An 18,347-nucleotide genomic window follows, 5' to 3' on the forward strand; every position below is an offset into this window, starting at 1 on the left:
CTTCAAAAAGATTTTTTTCAGAAAAAATACGTGTAAGTACGTATTGTGGAAATTTAAGAACTGATATATATTTGAATCATAGAATTAGTGGATAAATGCACAAAGCAATATTTTTTGTGGGGATAGAAAATATTATTAGTGCACATTAAAGTTTACTAAGTTAGGTTTGTTAAAGAATTCCGGCCAATGGCCGGGATTCTTTTTTTATACCCTCTCATTTGTGAAGGTAATCTTTAATATTTGGTTTGTTTTATCGGTTACTTTAAAGCTCTCATCCATTCGGTAGCCTACTACCCAAACAATTTTTTGCTCGCTAATGAGCAACCAGATTTTTTCCTTTTCATTCAATGATAGCCTTTCGTCCTTAAAAAATTTACTCAATTTCTTCCTGCCAGTCATCCCAAAAGGAATAAAGCTATCGCCTTTTCTCCACTTTCTGAGAATTAAAGGAAACTTTAATTTTTCTGAGGCAACGTAAATTATGTGTTTTCCTATTTCACTTATATCTTTAGTTGGTTTTATTTCTAATTTTATGGGGGTTTCACTCCCCAGTTCGGTAATTAAAAATTCTTCGGAGGTCTTTTCGTTCGCGATTTTGGTGAGCAATAAAGTATTCCGATTTTTTAGAAGTTGATGTGTCGTTGACAATAGTTTTTTACCCGTTTGGGCGTACAATAAATTTGAAACATCATCCCATTCCGTAAATCCGAACCCGTGCAATAGTTCATAAAGCAGAGCCTCCGTATGTGGCAATTGCTTGATTTTTTCGACATCAATTTTATACGATTCTTCCACCTGCGTAACCGTTAAATTAAAGACTATAAGCATATAATCTTCAATTAAATTTTGTGAAGCCAGCAAGTTGCGTTGCGTTTTCTGAAAATTTTTTAAAAGCGCCTCATTGGTTTCCTTTAATTGTGGCACAACCTGTAATCGTAGCTTATTTCGAAGATAATCCGTCTTTTTATTGCTGCTGTCCTCACGCCATTCATAATTGCGATCAACCGCGAATTGCAAAATTTCTTCGCGAGAAAAATTTAAAAGAGGCCTAATTATTTTATTGTGGACAATGGGAATTCCGGTCAATCCGGATAATCCTGTGCCTCGTCCAAAGTTGATGAGAAAGGTTTCCAAATTGTCGTCCAAATGATGGGCTGTCAGCAGATAATCATATTCATATTCAGAAATTAATTCGTCAAACCAGTTGTATCGAAGTTCACGGGCGGCCATTTGGGTTGAAATTTTGTGTTCTGCCGCAAATTTTATTGTGTCAAAAGTTTCTGTGAAAACGGGAATTGAAAGATTGTTTGCCAAACCCACTACAAACTTTTCATCGTCATCACTTTCCGCATCGCGTAATGAAAAATTACAATGCACCAATGCAATTTGAGGATTTAAGTTTTTCATCAAATGTGTCAAAACAACACTGTCAAGCCCTCCACTGCAGGCAATGAGCAGTTTTTTCCCCAATAAAAATGAAAAATTTTGTTTTATTTGGTTATTAAATTTCGCTTGCAAACGTTGTTCTTTTTAAAATAAGTTAATCAAGATTCCAGCAATTACTGCTATCCCGAAGCTCAGCATTGTGCCTATAAGCACGTATTCTGTTTTCAATGTTTCATTGTTTCCGTAACGAAGAATGGATTTAGCGGCAATCAAAAACCCAACGGCAGAATACTGTGAAACGATGATAAGGGTGAGCGTTAAAAGCCGCTCCAACACACCTATTACTTTACCGGCATTTGGCATTTCATTATCGCTGGTAACTTGAATTTCCGTAGCTAGGAATACTTCCTTTATAAAAATATTGGCTGGTTTTAGACAAATTAAATAGGCAGTCATAATCAGCAAATACTTGAAGTTTATTTGAATATTGAAATTTGGATCAATCCCATACCATTTATTGAAGAGAATCACAACAACTAGTATGACTAGTAAATGAACGGCTTGATCTATAAAAAATGCGTACCGACCAAGGGTTTTGTTATTGATCAAAAATCTTTTAAAACCGTCAATCAAAAAATGGGTTGATGCTATAATTGTGGCAGCCAGGACGAAATTAAGCTGAAGGGAAAACAGCCAAGATAGCGCAAAGCACACAAGGGCATGCCAATACAAAAAAGGACTTTTAAAACCTGCCGAATTTTTTTGTTTTGCCAATTTTCCGGTCTGAAAAAAGTAGTCTAGGCACAAATGCGCAATAAATTGTAGAAGTAATAATTCTTTTAAACCCATTATGCTTCTTTTGAAATTATGAATTTATAATAATTAACGGCCTCTTCAATTGCATTCCACCCTACACTGGTGGAATGTTGATTGACGGCAGATTGTCCAATGCCTAGGCGTTGGGCTATTTCGTCCTCTTGGTTGTTCATCAGTTTTAGGAACAAAACCTCGCACTGCCGTGATGTTGCCTTGCTTATCAATACATCCAAAAGTGCCAACAATGGTTGAAAATTTCTGTTCAATTTTTCATCTTCCGAAGCGAAAAACAGAGTATTCTTTATTACTATTCTTTCTTTGTTATAGGTTTTTTCGCCACTAATTTCGCGACCTGAAAGATAAATTGCCACCCCATCGATTATGCCTTCTTCCGGTTTATATCGGCTTAATTCGCCATAGCCTATTGCCAACCTTATTCCGTGGGTTTTGAATTGTTTTATCCGATTATCATTACTCTTATTAGCCGCTGTTTTAATGGGAATCGCCTTTACAAAACTTTTTATAGCCAACGCCACCTGTAATCCCTGCGAAGCATCCGGAACAACACATTCAATGTAATCTCCTTTTATTATTCGACCGTAAACGTTGAATTCCTCCTTTAAATTTTGGAGTAAATCATTTAATTTTTCTTCTACAAAGGTTCTGTCCTGAGTAGGCAGACCTGTTGAAGAAACAATATCTCCGGAGATGACAGAATATTTCAATGCTTTAAATTTTTTTCAAATATACGATTTTATTAGCTTTTTGACTAATAAAAGAACTTTATTAGCTTAAACACTAATAAATAAGATTTATAAGTATTAACCCTAATAAAAACCTTTTAATACTTGACGCATAGCTTGGGCTTTCAATAAACATTCTTCATATTCCTTTTCGGGTGTTGAATTTATAGTAATAGCGCTACCAACGGAGAAGCTTATATATTGATTATCGGAATTATAAAGAATACTTCTGATAACCACATTAAAATCGAAATCGGATGCGGGTGAAAAATAACCAATTGATCCACTATAAATTCCTCTTTTGGCATCCTCCGTTTCTTCAATAATTTGCATGGCCGCAATTTTTGGAGCGCCCGTCATGCTACCCATAGGAAAAGTTTGTTTTAATATTTCCACGCTGGGTGTGTTCTCGGAAACGCTGCAGTGAACAGTGGAAATCAATTGATGAACTTGTTCAAAAGTATAGAGACTGCAAAGTTCCAGCACGGAAACACTGCCCTTTTCGGCAATTCGGGAAAGATCGTTGCGAACAAGATCTGTGATCATTATATTTTCGCTTCGTTCTTTGGGGTCGCCGGCCAAGGCCTGAGCCAATTTTAAATCGTCCGTAATAACTTTTGAACGTTTTGCGGTCCCTTTTATAGGCTGCGAAATGACCGAATGACCTAATTTTTTTATATAGCGCTCAGGCGAAGCGCAAAGAACATAAAGATGGTCAAACTGAAGAAAAGTTGAAAAAGGAGGTTTTGATATTCTGTTGAGCTCAATAAAAGTTTCCAAGGGATTGATGTGGACCTCCTCGCAAAAAAATTCCTGACATATGTTCACCTCATAAATATTCCCCCGTCTTATATGTTCCAGCACATTTTCCACCTTTTGAATATAGCTTTCCCGCGATGTTCGGCTTTGTATATTCAAAGGTTTTAAAGGTTCTGATTTTTCGGCTTGTATGCTTGGTTCAGTGATAAGTTTTAAATCAGCATCCATTTCATCGCTCACCATATTCAGATAATGTACTTCAACGCAATCATCATAAAAAAGAAAAAGCTTCTTGGGTTGAAAAAAATAAAGGTCTGGAAAATTGAGACCATCAAAGTTATTGGAATGAAGATTTTCCACATCATTTTTCAGATCATAGGATACATATCCAAAAATCCAATCTGCGGTCATGGATTGATATTCGTGAAGTTGCTGAAAAGCATTGTGGCTATCAGTTTTCAATGCGGTAAAGGCATCAACAGCAAGAACAGCCTGAAAGGTACAGTGCTTAGTTGAGTAGTTGTTGCCATCCAGCCACACAACTTCGGAAAATTGCCGAGACCATTGGAGAATAGCATTTTTTGATTTATCGGTTAAAGGGAAGGAAAATACCTTTACGGTTCGCATTATTTTTCAATTTGATGTACAAAGTTTTGGATAACGTCCGTAAATCCCAAAGACAGGATCTCATTTGAAATGGATTGGGTTTCCTTTGAAAAATTATGTGAGAAAGCGGGAAAACTGAAACTTTCCGTTACGATGCCTCCAAATTTGGGAAGCAAACGGCTGGTATATTCCAATGCAGAAGCAGCCCCTCTTTTTCCATTGGAAGTGCTCATTAATAGTAGTTTTTTTCCAGAAAGAAAACTAATATCCAGCCTTGAAAGCCAATCGAGAATGTTTTTGAAGAATGCGGAAATCATTCCGTTATGTTCATTTACTGAAATAATAAGCGCATCGGCATCTCTAATTTTACTGTGCAGCAGCCTTAAAGCGGGACTATAGCCCGTTTCCCGTTCTATATCTTCACTGAAAACTGGAAGTTCAAAATCCTTTAGCCTAATAATTTCAATTTTGTGAGTTGCTATTTGGCTAGCGGCAAAGTTGATTAATGTTTGGTTAATTGATTGACTGCTATTACTGCCTGCAAAACACACTATTTTTTTCATCTGTCAAAGTTATTGAAACAGCTTGATTAAAAAAACCCACGCCAAAATTATTGACGTGGGTCTTAAGCTTTAAAAAATGAATAAATTATAGTTTCACGATTCGTTTAACTACACTTGTATTTTCGGCATTTATTTTCACAAAATACATTCCAGTGGCAAGATTATCCATTGAAAAATTGGTTTCTATGCCAGCTTGTGAAAGGTCAATTTTTTTAATTATTCTACCTTTTACATCTGTAATGATCATATTGCTCAATTGCGCAGAGGTGTTATTTTTCAGTGTAATTTCACCACTCGTTGGATTTGGGAATAACAATAGGTTGTTTGCAAATTCATTTTCCCCAATACCAATTAGTTCCTCAACAGTAACAGTAAAGTTACATGTGTCCTCATTGCCGGCAGCATCTGTTGCTGTCATCGTCATGGTTGTCACGCCAGGACCTACCAGAGTTCCAGCGGCCGGTGACTGCGTTATAACTGGTGATGGATTACAGTTGTCCGTGGCAGATGCATCGCCTGTATAATCTGGCAAGGCAAATTGTTGACCCGTTGGTACTGTAACAATAACGTTTGCGGGGCAGGTGATAACTGGATTCTCGGTTTCAGCTATTACCTCAGTAAGTGTGCGTTCGCCCGGACAACCCGAGGAACCCAAATTAATGTCACTGTTAGGTGTTCCAAAATCGGAGGTTTCACAAATGCCAGACCAGTCGGCAGCGGAATCAGCATCACCAACTCTTCTAAATGAATTGGAGCCACAGTCAGTAACAAATGAAGCACCTATTCCACTCCAATCAAGATCGGCAGCAGTAATATTAAATCCTGAAACTGTAACATTAAATCCGGAAATTTCTGCAGCGCTGAAATTCCAGAAAACGGAATCAACAACATTTCCACTTGGGTCAATAATCAAAATCCATCCGGTTCCGGAACTATCCCAGAACAAGTTATTACCCCAATATCCAGCACCTCCATCATCATTCCAATCAACTACCGAGTTGGCAGTCATGTTTCCGAGGGTTTTCACAATCGGGTTTACCGTATTGATATTTGAATAGGGTGTATCACTAACTGCAACCTTGTATCCGGTATAGTCTGTAGCCACACCAACATTCTGAATTTCAAATCTATCGGGTGTTTGCAATCCAATTTCTGAAATTACAAGCTGCGATAAAGGTCCAGGAGCACTTTCTTGAGCGTACACATCTATTGTTCCGGTTGGAGTGAAGGTATAGGATGTTCCTTCAAAAAGGAAATTTCCACCGGTTGGTGCATCGAACCATCTTATAACATTATTTGGATCATTTAAAGTGGCCGTTACGGTCACAGGATCACCTACACAGAAATCTGTTGCCCCAGTGGTTGTTGGCCCAGGTGGAACTGCTAATACCTCAATTGTATCTGTAGCAGATGACGCTACAGAACATGGCCCTGCCTGCACGTCATAGGTAATTGTATGTACACCTACTCCAGCTGCGGCAGGATCAAAGGTAAAGGTAGAACCGTTCCCGTCATCAGTAACACCAGGACCGCTGTATGTTCCTCCATTTGGAGTTCCTCCGGATAATCCAGTCTGTACTCCCGCGGTTGCACATACCTCATCCAAGATGGAAAGAGCCGCGGATTGAGATGGTGTATCAAAAGCTTGTGTTCCGTCACTTCTGCTGCTTGACGAACCTTGGCTTGCGCTAAAGCCCAATCCTCTTTTTGCAAAGGCATCCCAAAGCAAACATTCGTTAGCACCTCCGTAAAGTGCTTGGTCCGCAGCAAAAATCGCATCACGACCATCAACAAAACCGGGGCTACAAGGTTGCAGTTTCATACCTTCGGTAACTAAAGCCAAAGCTTGTATGTTTCCAGCATCTTGATTTACATCGCCCGTGAAGGTGTAGAAATCTGGATTAAATCCATGCTCATCAATCAATGCCCAGGTTACTTCCCACAGGATTTCGGCCCAAACAGAACCTACTCCGTGAGGTACGGCGGCCGTTTTTATAAAATCATAAGTTTGAGGATTCACGCCCATATCTGTACTATACGGATAATCACGAATACCACCTCCTCCTTGGCCTTGACCAAAAAGATATGTTCCCACAGCGCGCGCATCTGTACCAGTATCCCCAGTTTGAATTGTAAGTATTACTCCGAAAAAGTCGCTCCAACCTTCACCCATTTGTTCTTGGTTTTGCAAACAACTTGATGCTGCGGGACCGCCGGTTAATCTATTTGAAATTCCGTGACCATATTCGTGCATAATTACCAAATTATCAAAATCACCATCTTTATCATTGCAAATATACATTTGCATTGTCGGGTTGCTACCATCGGGTGGGGTTCCGAAGTTGGCGTTACAAGTACCGGAACCGTCCTGTGCTTCCGCATTTACAGAATCACTTCCAGCGCCTCCGTTTCCATAGTTATTCTCTTGAAAGTTCCCGCTTATTTCATCAAAACCATACTGATACATAATGTCATGGAAAACATTGTTCATATAAAATAGGTTGGTTATTGCGGCATCCTCATATTGATTTGCATTGGTATATACCTGACTAAATGGATAGCCCGTAAATTCAAGATTTGGACCGGCATTAGGTTGGTAACCTGGATTGTTTCCATCCTCATAAGCGTTCACGTTGTTGCCTCGTGTTGTGGTATATTCAGCACCGGCAGCGCCATTCGTATCATGCCATCCAAAAGGGGAGGCAGTTGGGTCTGCAGGCTGTACCTCAATTGTGCGAGCACCGTAGTATGGACTTTCCAAAGGCAATGCAATAACTTCATAACATTCAGTGCATGCTGCTGGTTTGTTCTCAAGTGTTTCTTTATAATTTGGAATATCAAAAAGATTGGCATTAAAATCCAACGCGTGCACATCATTGCTGTGATCGTGATGAACTGCACAACTAACCATCCAGTTTGCCTTATTGATAATTTCACCTGTGGTTGCATTAACCCTCACACTCCACCAATCCTGCTGGCTTTTTTCCTGAATGGAAATATCCCAGCATAATACCAATTGGTTATTTTCGGTTAGGGCATACATCAGTTTTGCAGGAATGGGGCTCAAAGATATTCCGCCATCGTTTAGCAAGGTTTCCTTTGCTAATCCCTTTGGACCATTTATGACTGATAAAGAACCATTAATGGAATAGCCAAGCTGCATAGCCGCCGCCTGAACCGCTTGAGCAGCAGACAGCCCTGGTTGGTTAGAGCCAAACATTTTTTGAGCTGTGCTTTTTATAAATTTGTTGTCTTCGGAAATTACCTCTCCGGTAGCTAATGTATGAATGCCGGATTCGGTGCCATAAATTTCAATTCCATTCAACAGCTGTCTGAAATAAATGTGCTGAATGTTACTAGCTTTACTAACCGTTTGGCTAGTGATTTGCCAACTCACATCTTGTGGCAATAATTCATTTTGTTCCAGATAGTGACTCAACTCTTTGTTGACGACTCCTGAAAAGTTTTGCGCAATCATAGTGCCCGAAAACACTAAAATGATTGCCAGGAAAAAACTCCGGGTAACTTTTTTCATTTTTGGATTTTTTTGGATTAATATTAGTTTTAAGCAGATTAAGTTTCTGTAAAGCTATTAAAAAATAGTTTTTTCACAACTTTTTCTTAAAACACCTAAGGAAATTTAACATATACATAGAATTACTCAATAATCCATCAAGCCGAATAAAAACACTTCAATAATGTTAGAAAATAATTTCATTACATTTACTAACAAAAAAGTTCTATGGAACAACCCAACAATTTAATTATTGCAATGCAAAACGGTGATGAGAAAGCCTTTTCCAATTTGTATACCATGTACAGTGAAGCGGTTTATGGAATTATTTACAGTATTGTGTTGGATGAAAACACTGCCGAGGAACTATTGCAGGATGTTTTCGTGAAAGTCTGGAATAATGCCACTTCTTATTCCGTTAAGAAGGGGAGGTTTTTCACCTGGCTTTTGAATATTGCACGCAATGCCGCCATAGATGAAACCCGCTCAAAGGCTTTTAAGAATAGACGAAAAAACCTTAACATTACCAATTTCGTAGATATACTTACATCCTCAGACAGTCTAAACAGAGCAACGAATGCAATAGGGTTAAAAAAGTTTGTGGAAGCACTAAAACCGGCGTGTATCAAAATTATTGATCTTTTATATTTCAAAGGTTTTACTCAAGCCGAGGCATCCAAAACGTTGGATTTGCCCATAGGAACCATAAAAACAAGAAACAGGACCTGCATAAACGAACTGCGGGAAATGGTTTTAGGATAAAAAAATATGACTCCAGAAGAAATCATAGCATCAGGAAATTTGGAACTTTACGTTTGTGGCGCATTGTCGCCAGAGGAAGCGACTGAGGTGGAACAAGCGATTGCTGCACATCCAGAAGTTAAGCGTGAAGTAGAACTAATTGAAGAATCGCTCATCCTTTTAGCTGAAACCGTAGCACCACCCGTGTCCGCAATGGTTTGGACCTATATTTTAGATTCTATACGAAATGTGCGCGACGATGGCAATGGTAAGGTTAGAAAACTCAATTGGCCAGCTATTACGGGATGGGCCGCAGCCATTCTATTTTTGGGTGGAATTATGTGGATGTTAAAGCAGACAAATGATTTAAATGATGCACTTCAAGTAACAACAACCCAAAATACAATATTAAAGGAAGAAAAATCCACAGTAGAAAGTAAGCTTGCGGAAAACGATAAAACTCTGGAAATTTTAAGGTCAAGAGATTATCGAACTTATACACTGCCGGGAAATCAAGCGGTGGCTCCCGAAGCTTTCGCGAAAGTTTATCTTCATAATAAAGAAAATGTAGCATATATTGATGTTAGTGGCTTACCCACACCCCCACGTGGAAAAGTATATCAAGTATGGTCCCTAAAAATGGAACCGCTCACCCCCACTAGTGTTGGACTGATTGACCCCGTAAATAAAACAGCGGAAAATCTTTATAGATTTGTGGATTTCCCAATGCCGGAGGCAATTGGCATAACGTTGGAACCTGAGGGCGGTAGCGATACGCCCACGTTATCCCAACTATACACTTTAGGAATGATAACTCTTTAGAAGGAAATAATCGATTTTTTCCATACCCGGACCAAAGCGGACGGGTTTTTTTGGTTCCATTCGGTTATAAAAACACAAAAAGCGTCCGACACAATGTGACGGACGCTTCAACTAACAAAAAAACTCTGAAAAGCCGATATTTAATCGGCTTTGTAAAATCTATCAATTACTTGATAGATAACCAACCTCAAATTTATTTACGTAAATATGATTGATTTGGTTTTCAAAAATTTATAATTTTTCGATTTCCTTTGAAGTAAGGGGGCCTAATTCATAAGTAGCGTCGCGTAATTCTTCTTTTAAAGTTGCCACCCTATCGTCCATTTCATTTTCTTTATAAATGAGAGCGGCGTGAAAAAGTGCCGTGGGCTCAACAGTTTTACCCATTACGTGCTTTTCTATTGTTTGAAGTGCAGCCTTTTTGTTGCCTGTCTTTAACTGCGCATAAGCCAATAATTGGTATGTTTCAGGGGTTGCTCGGTTTGCAACTTCCATATGTGCCAGCTCCAGAGCTTTTTTGGGCTGCCGATCTGCGTAATATTCTATAAGATAGGTGTTGAACATCCCTCCATATTGGGGATTTTCCGCCGCATCTAAAAACTTTTCATATTCTGAATTTGCCTCGGAAAGGCTGCCATTAAATTCAGCCATCTCTCCTTTTAAAAGAAAAAATTCGGGCGCTTTGTAATTTATCATTATGGAATCCAATATTCTATTTGCCTCTTCGGTGTTTTTTTTTGAAGAATATAGCATCCACGCTAGTTGCTTCTTTACATAATGATTGTCCGGCTCAATGGACAACGTTTTTATATAATTGTTATAAGAATCCTGAAGCCTTCCGGCATGACCGTAATAATCGCCAATATTGCTATAAACCCAAACTTTTAGTTTTTTATTGTTTCTTTTTTCGGCAATATGCATGGCCTGCTCCATATATTTAATTGCTGCTTCAAGATTGTTATTATGATCGCTCCATTTCGCCAATCTTATTAAATAATTAAAATCATTTGTGTCCTTTATTTTTCCTAATAGGGTATCTGCCTTTTTATACTCGCCCAATTCCATCGCTACATCAAAAAGCATCATTTCTGTTTCCCGATGATTGTCTGGATAGGTGTAGGCAGTTTCCAATAATGTCTGTGCTTCCATAAAACGATGTTGTGAAATATAGTTATGCGCCAATTCTCTTAAATATACATCGTGGTTTCGCCCGGCAATATTGCAACACTTTTTAAGGAGCTTTTCCGAGGACATTAAATGGGAAGTTTCTCCTGTAATTCCAAAAAGTGCTGCGCGCAGATTGGATAGTTTATGCATTTGCAATAGCTTGGTTGAATCATTATTGAATTTTTTCTGCCAAAAACCAAGCTCCTCCAAAAGCGCATCTTTTGTGGGTGTATGGGTTGTAAGCAGATATTGATTATAGTCCTTGGGATCTGTAATATTTTTAGGCGTGTTTTGACAACTATAGAGAACTGCAACAAAAGCCAGCGTGATTAAATTTTTCATATTTAAAATTAGAGTTTGCATTTAGCTTTCCATTTTTAAAAAGCTTCAAAAACAAAAAAGAGAACAAAATGTTCTCTTTTTCATAGTAGAATCTGCATTTTAAAAAGGATCAGCAAGATAGGGAAAGGTTGTTGCGAATGTTGCATCGTTGGCGGGCACTCCATCACTGGTTAAGCCAGGATTTTCAGATCCATCTGGGCCACCAAAGATCAATAATAACGAAACGTCAATAACATCGTCACTCAAAGCTCTTCCCGTTAATATTTCTGTTCCGTTAAGATAGGTTGTTACGCCACTTTGCGCCAACCACAGTACATCGTTTGATAGAACTGTGGTAAAATCTTCAGCATTTAAGCCCAGCGCATTGGTGGTGTAAGCGGGGTTCAAGGTTAGTAGGTTTGTTTGAAATTTGTTTTGGAATGCAGCCTGCATTTCTGAAGGAACGGTTACATTGAAGGCATCCTTAAAACCGGTAGTTCCGAAAATGGTATTTATTCCTGGACGGCCCATTTGGTCCTCTTGAATGTAAGTTCCGCTGAAATCCAGAACTTCCCCGCAGGGTGTGCAGGCTGATCCGCCACAGTCAATGCCGGTTTCCTCGCCATTCAATATTCCATCTGTACAAGTAGCATTTATAATTACATTATCGTCTTCATCCTTACATTGCACAAATAAAAGTGATGTGGCAAGAGTGGCGCAAAGGGTTATATATTTAAATGATTTCATCTGTAAAATTTTTTGGTTAGCAATCTCTATTGTTTTCTTTTGGTTTCAACCCACACATTGTAAATGGGAGTTGCGGGTGCATATGGATTCACGCCGGTTGTGCCATTGGGAAGCATGGATTTCGGAAATTCAATAACCACGCTCAACACATTGGAGCCCGCAAAAGTATCCTCCCCCGGGTTATCAAAACCTGAAGCCGTTCCTGCAAGAACTTCATTATATTGATTAAAGTCAAAAAAGAAAGGATCTTCGCGAGGGCCTGCGAAAAACTTCATTCCGTTATTTTCAGATATCTGAACGTTATCAACGGTAGAAATCATTACTCTATTTGGCGTGGAGGTGGCTATAGTGCTTTTTGTACCTTCAGTGCCGCTAAAAGCTGGGGCGGAAGGACCAAAGAAATACATGGAATCGCCACGTTTTATGGCTTGTATTACTAAATCTTCCTTTAAGTCATTATTATGATCAATATTAAATTCAATCAAAATTGTTTCATCAAAGGTTGCCTGTTCAGTTGGCGTGCCCGGTGCCAAAAGGCCTTGAACGTTGGCCGCGAAAACAAAATTACTGCTGTTGGCCCCTTGAAAGGCATAAAAGTCGGTAATGTCCGCTGTAGTTCCCGTGACGGCAGGAGCGTCCATATGGTCTGCAGATATTAAAAAAATCGAAAGGCAGGCAATTCCCAAGCTTCCGATTATTGTAAAAAGTTTTGATTTTTTCATCTTTTATGTTGATTTATATTAATTAATTTTACTCGCTCGCTCAACTTATGTTTAAATGTAAGTAGATGGTTCCCAACTCAGCGTTAATCTTTTGTTAACGAACGGAGGTTAAAATTGCCCGATATTCTTTTTAATTTACACCCGATGAACCCTTCTGCCCCCGATTGGATTTTAAAATTTCTGAATCTTTTTCCGAAAGAGGAACTGATTGGCACTTTCAAAAATGAGCATGAATTCTACGAAGCATTAAAAAAAACTGGATTTATTTATGGCATTTCTGTTTCCGCCCTGCCTCAAAAAACTTTGGGCAACCTAAAGCTTACAAAAGAAGAATTCACAAAAATAAACCTGTTCCACGGGTTACTCTTTCAATTTTTTCAATCCAATGAAAATGGGTCTTACTCGGATGCAATCAACAATATATTGCTGTTCTATAAGCAACTAGAAAAAGGAAAAACCGGCTTCTTTCATAAACTTACTATTGCGCAAAGCCCATCCAATACCATAGAGCATATTTTGTCCGCCCGATTGCAGACCGCCAATTCCCTCTTCAAAAAAAACACAATTTCGCTCCTTACCTATGCCCTGCTCTATTTGGATGTTTTATCTTTTAAGCAATGGCAAAAAAATGCCGACAACGTAAAAAATTTTTATAGGCAACAAGAAACCATAATCCTCACGGCCTGTTTTTATACTTTAAAATCAAAGCTGAAAAAATCCAAATACGATAAATTATTGATTGAATTTTTTGAATCATCCTCGGAATATATAATTGATGGCAGCGAAGGTGGGCCGGCCACTTTTTTGGAAAGCCTAAATTATTTGGATATGGATACAAATTCAACGCAAAGAAAATACTTGTTGGATTTGTGCTACCTCACGGTGTGGGAAGATTTGAAGCTTGACGACTCCGAACAGCAATTTTTGCAGCAATTGATTGTAACTTTAAATCTGCCGGAATCGGAACTGCAGAAAAACTTAAGTGATCTGTCAACTTTTTCAAAAAAATATACCGACAAAATCCTGCTTTTCGAATATTCCAATCCTGTTAAAAAGTTTTACAAACATTCCGCTGCCACGGTGAAACTTTTGATAATTCGAAATAAAGATCGATTGGCGCGCGAATTGGAAGAAAGTGGCGAGTTGATGGTGCTTTTGGGACATTCCACCCTTCGCGAATTGTCTGCTGCGGAAAAGGCAAAAGTGAAGGAACAGCTGTTGGATATTTGCAAAACCATTCCTTCGCTCACCATATTTTTGTTGCCGGGAGGAACGGTCCTTTTGCCCCTTTTGGTGAAATTCATTCCAAAACTTCTGCCATCGTCCTTTCAGGAGAACAGAATTGAAATTGACACCAAGAAAAAATAAGGCTATTCCAACCAAAGTTTGAAGTCCTTCACCCGTTCTCGGGCAACTATTACTTCCTGCTCCCGATAACTGTTCAGTTTTATTTGCAAACGGGAGTTGGTGTAGGATATGATATCCTTTATGGAATTGATATTGATATAAAATTTTCTGCTTATCCTAAAAAATGTTTCTGGTGACAATTCATCCTCCAATTGTTCCAAAGTGGTTTCCAACAGATAGTCGCGACCCTCCGCAGTGTGGGCATATGTACCTTTATTTTCTGAATAAAAACACTCAATCTCATCCACGGAAATCATTTTTATATGTTGGCCAATTTTTGTGGTAAAGCGTTTTTTATATTCTCGTTCCATTGGGTTGACCAGCAATTTTTTGATGTCCTCAAAATTAAATTGAACATTCTTTACGGCAGGTTTCAGGGTATTGTATTTTTTAACCGCGGCCTGCAATTCCTCTTCATCTATGGGCTTTAGCAAATAATCTATACTATTCAACTTAAAGGCCTGCAGCGCGTATTCGTCAAATGCCGTGGTGAAAATGATGGCGCTGTTCACCTCAACCGTGTCAAAAATTTCAAATGACAAACCATCGCTAAGTTGTATGTCCAAAAAAATTAGGTCCGGATGTGGATTGTTTTGAAACCATTCAATCGCTTCGCCCACACTGTGTAGCATTTGGCTTACGTTAACCTGCTGTTTTTCGAGCATCCGCTGAAGGTAACGGGCAGAAGGTTTTTCGTCTTCAATAATTAACACATTCATTGGTTTGGTTTCAGGTTTAAATTATTTAGGTTACAGTTGCAGGTTTTATTTTAAATTTGTTATAGATATTTAAAGATCTTCCTCTAAAAATTGTTTGATTTTTCTCTCTTCCCATTGCTTTAGAAAATTATTCCGCACCTTCACCACAAAAAATACATAAAGACCGTGGGAGATCAAACCGAAGCCCCAAAAGAAAGGGGTTACATAGTTGCTCCAATCTGCAAAATCAACTTCTCCACTGTCGAAAACGTTGGCGGAAATGAGTATGATTGTGGTATTGACAATTATATAAACTGCCAGGTGGCTGTAAAATCCCTTAAGGGCTTCCACTTTTTTCTTTGCTCTTAAATAATTTAGGCTTTTCTTGGTTTCCATGTTGCTGCTATTCATTTAATCTTCATTCATATATTTATTCAATTGCCGCTCTTCCCAGTTTTTTAGGAAAGGAAATTTGAATTGATAAACCTTGGCTGCGTGAAACAACAATCCAATTCCCCAAAATAGAGGAACAAACAGTATGTTCCAGTCTACCCATTCCATAAAATTTTTAGTTGGCGAATCATTTTGAATGAATTCCAAAACGCGGCTGCGAACGATAAAAATTAGAACGTTCACGAGTATAAAAATCAGTAAATGCTGATAAAAACCCTTTAACGCTTCAACCCTTTTTCGGGCTTTTCTGAGTTTTCGATTTTCTGATTGTTCCATCTCAATTCCAATTTTTATTGTTGTTTTTTTCCTCTTCTTCCATAAACTGTTTTAGTTTTCTGTCCTCCCAATTTTTACCGATAAAGGGAGTCCACCGAAATGTTTTGAGCGCCTGAAAAAAGATACCGATTCCCCAACCGAAGGCGGCCCACAGGAACCAAGGATATCGCAATTCATTGGTGTAATAATTTATTCCGGCCAGCATGGCAATGAAAATGACATAAAACATCAAACTGCTGTAGAATTTCTTGATCTCGGCAACTCGACGCTTTGCCTTAAAATATTTGTTATCCCGGTTTTCTGTTTCCATAATGTTTGCTTTTAATATTCGGTATAAAAATAATTGAACAGTATGCTTTATAAAAATAGAAACTACCCAACAGTAATTTTCAACGGATGAATTGTAAATTATTCATCCTTATCCATTATTTCCCTAATTTTTCGCTCCTCCCAATCCTTTCCGAAAAATGGATTGTAATTAAAAGTTTCCGAAGCATGGCTCGTAACGCCAATCCCCCAGCCCACAATTGGAAAAAGCGCCCAAGGAAATCCTGCCCGCGAAATATAATTTAAATAGATAAAAACTGGCACCATCAATAGATAAATGGTGAAATGGATGTAAAATCCCTTTAGATTTTCCACCCTTTTTTTGGCCAATTTGTATTTTTTCTCTGAAATAAAAGTATCCTGTGTGTTCATGAATTTAATTTTTTCATTTAAAATAGGAATTGCTACGCGAAACTCCTTTCGGTTCTCTTGTATGGTTATGGGTCGTTCGGTTAACAGGGCATATCTTTCACGAATGTTGCGCAACCCAACGCCCGTGCTTTCCTTTAAAACCTGTTTTGGCTGAACGTTGTTTGTAATCACCAAAGTTCCATTTTCCTCAACAATATTGATGCGAAGTACTTTTGAAGGCATAACCTGATTGTGTTTCACCGCATTTTCCAATAAAAGTTGAAGCGACAGCGGCACTACCTTCGCCTGCGGATTCTGCAATTTATCTGGTTTTGTAAAAAGAATGCTGTTTTCAAACCGGACTGCCAAAAGAGACATATATAGCTCCGCAAATTTCAATTCTTCCTCCAGCGTAACCAGCTCCTTGTTTTTTTGTTCCAAAACATAACGATACACTTTTGAAAGGGATGTAGTAAAGCGCGTGGCTGCTTCAGGATTTTCCTCGATCAGACTTGTAAGAACGTTCAAACTGTTGAATAGAAAATGCGGATCAAGTTGATTTTTAAGAGCGTCAAATTTTGCGGAGGCGGTCCCCGCAATTATTTTTTGCTCGGTTACCCGCTTCTCCTGTTTGTTTCGATAATAATATATCGCATAAAAAATGGCGGTAACTACCACCGAAATTATAAAGGAAGTATAGTAATACTGAATCTGTTCCGTTTCAATAAATTCAGAAACGGTTTTATCGCCCAGAATCGTTTCACTGAAAATGCGAATTAAGAATAAACTGGCAACCGTAATTAAAATTCCACCAAAAGCTCCCTTCAACAGATTTTTCGGCCTGAATGCCTGGTTGGGAAACCACTTAAGTAAAAAACCGAAATACCATGCATTCACCATATAAAGCACTACGGAATACAGTTGGTTGTACAGAAAGGCTATCAATATTTCCGTTCCGCTCTCAAATTTGTATCCGTTGGCATATTGGATAAGTACTAAAATTATGAATACGAGCGTACCGACAAAAAATGCTTTTCCGAAATCCTTTAAAATTCGCATATGTTATATTTTATGAACCGAAAACGCTTACAAATTAAATGTTTTGAGCTTCGACAAAAATGGTTAATTACAGTTTTCTGCCTGTATCTGTTTGGCACGCTCCTCACCATATCGCGGATAAAATTCCCCTTCCGGTTTAAAGGTAGCGAAAAGTTCAATGGCCCGTTGAAGGTCCTTGCAATATGGCTCGACACTCTGGCCGAAATATTTCGCCCCGCCCATATCCCATTCAGCTTTTGCCAAAATCATCCGCGGATTGTTAGGAGCCAGCGCCAAAGCTTTATTATAAAGTTCTGATGCCTTTGCGGAATAGGTCATACCATATTGTTGCCCGTCAAAAACAATCCAAACCGTATACAATTGGGCCTGCAAAACCAGCAAATCTGGATTATCTTTTGAAATGGCCGTGGCATAATTTATAAAATTTTGCGCTTTGTCCAATTGAGCCTTTAACTTTGCGCCATCTTTTTCCGAAAAGCCGTTAATAATATTAATTTGAGCGGCGTAGTAAGGCGGTAACCAATTGTCAGTTTCAGCTGTGGCTATTCGTTCAAAAACATTTGCGGCCTCCCAGGATTTATCTTCCTGCCAAAGCTGAAAAGCCTTCTGCATTCCCTGTTGATATTTTGTTGGTGCTGCAGTGCTACTCACTGCTGCGTCGGTTTGCGCCTGCATAATAACGGCGGTAAAAAAAATTGTGAGATAAGTAAATACGTTTTGCATGTTTTTGGTGTTTTCAAGTTAGTAATAAATTATTCTTCAAAATTCAAATAAAAACCTCGAGTCTGAAAAATTGAAATACCGAACTGTCGATTTTCAAAGTTGAATTGTATATCAATCTGCGGCAGTTTCCAATCCTTTTCACGTTC

Annotated in this window: 18 protein-coding genes; 3 read left to right on the forward strand and 15 right to left on the reverse strand. The window is 38.6% G+C overall.

Annotation, left to right across the window (positions count from 1 at the left end; translation table 11 throughout):
- Positions 1 to 204: 204 nt before the first annotated feature.
- From tilS to QRD02_RS06730, 6 genes are all read right to left on the reverse strand, one after another.
- Positions 205 to 1,518 carry a tRNA lysidine(34) synthetase TilS gene (gene tilS / locus QRD02_RS06705; RefSeq protein ID WP_290254161.1) on the reverse strand — a complete coding sequence of 438 codons (1,314 nt, stop codon included), beginning with the start codon at positions 1,516 to 1,518 and terminating at the stop codon, positions 205 to 207.
- Positions 1,519 to 1,530: 12 nt separating this feature from the next.
- Positions 1,531 to 2,235: a DUF3307 domain-containing protein gene (locus tag QRD02_RS06710; protein ID WP_290254162.1), complete on the reverse strand. Its 705-nt coding sequence runs from the start codon at positions 2,233 to 2,235 to the stop codon at positions 1,531 to 1,533.
- Positions 2,235 to 2,927: a fumarate hydratase gene (locus QRD02_RS06715; RefSeq protein ID WP_290254163.1), complete on the reverse strand. Its 693-nt coding sequence runs from the start codon at positions 2,925 to 2,927 to the stop codon at positions 2,235 to 2,237. The genes QRD02_RS06710 and QRD02_RS06715 overlap by 1 nt, the downstream gene beginning before the upstream one ends.
- A 102-nt stretch (positions 2,928 to 3,029) precedes the next feature.
- Complete coding sequence (locus QRD02_RS06720; RefSeq protein WP_290254164.1) at positions 3,030 to 4,331, reverse strand: anthranilate synthase component I family protein; 1,302 nt, start codon at positions 4,329 to 4,331, stop codon at positions 3,030 to 3,032.
- Positions 4,331 to 4,873: an NADPH-dependent FMN reductase gene (locus QRD02_RS06725; protein ID WP_290254165.1), complete on the reverse strand. Its 543-nt coding sequence runs from the start codon at positions 4,871 to 4,873 to the stop codon at positions 4,331 to 4,333. Before QRD02_RS06725 ends, QRD02_RS06720 begins: the two co-directional genes overlap by 1 nt.
- A gap of 85 nt (positions 4,874 to 4,958) precedes the next feature.
- Positions 4,959 to 8,408: a M36 family metallopeptidase gene (locus QRD02_RS06730; protein WP_290254166.1), complete on the reverse strand. Its 3,450-nt coding sequence runs from the start codon at positions 8,406 to 8,408 to the stop codon at positions 4,959 to 4,961.
- Between the two features lie 207 nt (positions 8,409 to 8,615).
- Here QRD02_RS06730 and QRD02_RS06735 point away from each other — a divergent pair, with 207 nt between their 5' ends.
- Positions 8,616 to 9,149: an RNA polymerase sigma factor gene (locus tag QRD02_RS06735; protein ID WP_290254167.1), complete on the forward strand. Its 534-nt coding sequence runs from the start codon at positions 8,616 to 8,618 to the stop codon at positions 9,147 to 9,149.
- Positions 9,150 to 9,155: 6 nt separating this feature from the next.
- Complete coding sequence (locus tag QRD02_RS06740) at positions 9,156 to 9,950, forward strand: anti-sigma factor (RefSeq protein WP_290254168.1); 795 nt, start codon at positions 9,156 to 9,158, stop codon at positions 9,948 to 9,950.
- Between the two features lie 231 nt (positions 9,951 to 10,181).
- Here the strand turns inward: QRD02_RS06740 and QRD02_RS06745 are convergent, their stop codons facing one another.
- The 3 genes from QRD02_RS06745 to QRD02_RS06755 form a co-directional block, all read right to left on the reverse strand.
- On the reverse strand, positions 10,182 to 11,459 hold the full coding sequence (locus QRD02_RS06745; RefSeq protein ID WP_290254169.1) for a tetratricopeptide repeat protein: 1,278 nt from the start codon (positions 11,457 to 11,459) through the stop codon (positions 10,182 to 10,184).
- A 99-nt stretch (positions 11,460 to 11,558) separates the two neighbouring features.
- A complete protein-coding gene (locus QRD02_RS06750; RefSeq protein WP_290254170.1) occupies positions 11,559 to 12,185 on the reverse strand; it encodes a DUF4331 family protein in 627 nt (208 codons plus the stop codon).
- Positions 12,186 to 12,211: 26 nt separating this feature from the next.
- Positions 12,212 to 12,907: a DUF4331 family protein gene (locus QRD02_RS06755; RefSeq protein ID WP_290254171.1), complete on the reverse strand. Its 696-nt coding sequence runs from the start codon at positions 12,905 to 12,907 to the stop codon at positions 12,212 to 12,214.
- 144 nt (positions 12,908 to 13,051) lie between these two features.
- Between QRD02_RS06755 and QRD02_RS06760 the strand changes: the two genes are divergently transcribed.
- Positions 13,052 to 14,275, forward strand: coding sequence for an LETM1-related biofilm-associated protein (locus tag QRD02_RS06760; protein WP_290254172.1), 1,224 nt, complete (start codon positions 13,052 to 13,054; stop codon positions 14,273 to 14,275).
- A 2-nt stretch (positions 14,276 to 14,277) separates the two neighbouring features.
- Here the strand turns inward: QRD02_RS06760 and QRD02_RS06765 are convergent, their stop codons facing one another.
- The 6 genes from QRD02_RS06765 to QRD02_RS06790 form a co-directional block, all read right to left on the reverse strand.
- Positions 14,278 to 15,033, reverse strand: coding sequence for a LytR/AlgR family response regulator transcription factor (locus QRD02_RS06765; RefSeq protein ID WP_290254173.1), 756 nt, complete (start codon positions 15,031 to 15,033; stop codon positions 14,278 to 14,280).
- A 69-nt stretch (positions 15,034 to 15,102) separates the two neighbouring features.
- On the reverse strand, positions 15,103 to 15,408 hold the full coding sequence (locus tag QRD02_RS06770; RefSeq protein WP_290254174.1) for a 2TM domain-containing protein: 306 nt from the start codon (positions 15,406 to 15,408) through the stop codon (positions 15,103 to 15,105).
- A 15-nt stretch (positions 15,409 to 15,423) separates the two neighbouring features.
- Positions 15,424 to 15,741, reverse strand: coding sequence for a 2TM domain-containing protein (locus QRD02_RS06775; protein ID WP_290254175.1), 318 nt, complete (start codon positions 15,739 to 15,741; stop codon positions 15,424 to 15,426).
- A 1-nt stretch (position 15,742) separates the two neighbouring features.
- On the reverse strand, positions 15,743 to 16,051 hold the full coding sequence (locus QRD02_RS06780) for a 2TM domain-containing protein (protein WP_290254176.1): 309 nt from the start codon (positions 16,049 to 16,051) through the stop codon (positions 15,743 to 15,745).
- A gap of 98 nt (positions 16,052 to 16,149) precedes the next feature.
- Positions 16,150 to 17,478 (reverse strand): 2TM domain-containing protein, encoded by a 1,329-nt coding sequence (locus tag QRD02_RS06785; RefSeq protein ID WP_290254177.1) that lies wholly within the window; start codon positions 17,476 to 17,478, stop codon positions 16,150 to 16,152.
- Between the two features lie 63 nt (positions 17,479 to 17,541).
- A complete protein-coding gene (locus tag QRD02_RS06790; RefSeq protein WP_290254178.1) occupies positions 17,542 to 18,201 on the reverse strand; it encodes a tetratricopeptide repeat protein in 660 nt (219 codons plus the stop codon).
- Between the last annotated feature and the right edge of the window lie 146 nt (positions 18,202 to 18,347).

The sequence above is a fragment of the Aequorivita aurantiaca genome (assembly GCF_030410135.1).
Lineage (GTDB): Bacteria > Bacteroidota > Bacteroidia > Flavobacteriales > Flavobacteriaceae > Aequorivita > Aequorivita aurantiaca.